Raw genomic sequence first — 2,294 nt, 5'->3', positions numbered from 1 at the left:
GACATTTTCGGGTTCTATATTTTTCACTTCGTTCAAGTCAGTTACATCATACCTCATCTTTCTGAGAAAGGCTATACTTGCCATTTTTTCCAATCCTCTTGAGAATAGTGATTGTTAATTTTATCTGTCATTTATACTTTATTCACTAATAGGCAAATCTAACCATTCGCTGAGTTCCCCTGCTATCCAATCAATCTCGCCATCGGTGAGATGGCTGGTAATAAGTTTATATTCCTGTGTTCCCGCCCAAATCTGAATGTCGCGATGAGGATGAGGGCGCGATTCTGTAGGTTCATCCACTATGAATCGTAATTTACAGATAGCCATCCTTGGACTTGATGGCCGAAGATTATAACGTACAAATCCCAACCAATTGGAAGTCAAAGAAATTTGTTTGCGATCCAGGCGCAGTCGTCTAGTGGGGTCATATAAGAGAAGAAATTGGAGGCTGATTGGTAGGGACAAATATACAAAGTAAAATACCCAGAAAAACACCGCGATTCCTGCGGATAATCGGACTAAAAAAGAGCCCATACTAAAAGCAGGAATAATAAATGATATACTTGCTAAAAAAAAGTAGGAATTTATAAAAAACGCAACTACTGAAAAGGCAATAGTTAAACATAGAGGATAAGAACTAGGAACCACAATTTCCAAACAATGCCGGTCTTTTTTCAGTTTGACCTTACTCCTAGAAGGTTTTCCCACAACCAAGGGTATCGCCTCTATCGGTCTTTCCAGTGCTTTTAATGCCCGATATGCCGAGGTTAAACGGCTGTTTAAATCGGGTTCAGTCATCCACTGCAGCCAGTCAACAAACTCTGAACTAAGAGCGATTTTTGGCTCAAAATTAATACGCAAATCTTCCTGCGGCAATTCGGCTGGATGGACTCCCGTTACTAAGTAAATTAACGTTGCACCCAAGCCATAAAGATCGGAAGCCGGAACCGCGCGCCCGCCAAATTGTTCGGGCGGCATATATCCGTAAGTTCCGACTACAGTAACGGTGCTACCTTCTCTCGCTGCTAAGGTTTGAACTGAACCAAAATCTACTAAGTAAACTTCACCCAACCAACCACCTTTATTAAGGGCGGAGTATAGTTTTTTGAGGGGCGAACGAGCGGAGTATAGTTTTTTGAGGGGCGATCGCTCTGCTAACAGAATATTACTCGGTTTAATATCTCGATGAATTACTGGCGGGTTTTGGTGTTGCAAATATATCAAAATTTCCAGCAAATTATTAGCAATTTGCTTTATTTCTTTTTCGTTAAACTTCCGTCCCGCTTCAACCCATTCTGCCAAAGATTTCGCTTCAATATAGCTTTGTACCAGGGCAAGCCCTTTAGTCTTTGGTGTCTGGAATTCAAAATAATCTAAGTAACGAGGAATTGCCGGATGGGAAAGTGACTGTAAAGTTTCGGCTTCTCGTTCAAATAGTTTTAAATCGTCCCATTGGAAATCTGCACTAAAAGTAAGGATTTTGATGACAACTAACTCCTGAGTTTGTAAGTCGCGCGCCAGCAAAGTTTGTCGTCCCGCATTTTTCCCCAGGCATTGCTGAATGGCATAACGTTCTTTTAACACTCGCTCTACCATATTTTTTACTATAAATATTGACAGTTTTTACTATACCTCTGCCTTAACGAAAGCTGCTAGGAAAAAGCTCGATTTGTAACAAACATTAATTATGACTATTATGATATGACTATTATGAATTCAAACAATGGCACAAGCGTTGCTAAAGTACGCGAAGGTGTTGAGAAAGTGCTGGCACAAGAGTCTTACAAAAAAAGGCCGATCGAGATGGAAGGGGCGATCGCACGGAATTAAGCGCGCTGCTGATATTCGATCGTTATGATGCGATCGACATAGCTTGTCGAAGAATAAACTTTAACAGCCCTGGACGCACGGGGGGCCTTTCAACCCGGTTTCTGCGCCAATATCTCAAGGGATATATCCACGATTTTGAGGGGAACCGGGTTTTTTGCGTCCAGGACTATTTAAATTCGATCGATGTTTGTTGCACCCAGGCTGTACTCGATAAGCTGGGGACACGGCCAGCTTGTAGTTGCGGGCGATACCTAGCCAAAAGTTCGGGTCATTCCCCCGTCGGAAGATTGGCTGCAAGCTGGTCTTTTTGTTAGCTGAAAACTCTACTGCTGGTTAGAACCTTGTGGGGGTTAATTATCGTACACAGGACTTACGCAGGTACGCTATATAGGGCTTGCTGAATAAGTTAAGAAAAATCACGATAGCAATTGAGGAATGATTCAAGTTCAGCGACACATAATTTT

The 2,294-nt window shown here is 42.0% G+C and carries 1 protein-coding gene; it reads right to left on the bottom strand.

The features are described from left to right. Positions 1–138 precede the first annotated feature (138 nt). Positions 139–1,596, bottom strand: a complete 1,458-nt coding sequence (locus tag QUB14_RS28475) for a serine/threonine-protein kinase (RefSeq protein ID WP_333221591.1) — start codon at positions 1,594–1,596, stop codon at positions 139–141. Between the last annotated feature and the right edge of the window lie 698 nt (positions 1,597–2,294).

Source organism: Microcoleus sp. B3-D2 (genome assembly GCF_036705345.1).
Classification (GTDB): Bacteria; Cyanobacteriota; Cyanobacteriia; order Cyanobacteriales; family Microcoleaceae; genus Microcoleus.
Note: the sequence above shows the minus strand (reverse complement) of the source record. Positions and strands in the feature narration are given on the sequence as shown.

Coding starts and splice junctions, on each gene's coding strand:
- QUB14_RS28475 (WP_333221591.1), bottom strand. CDS start 1,596: ATGGTAGAGCGAGTGTTAAAAGAACGTTATGCCATTCAGCAATGCCTG.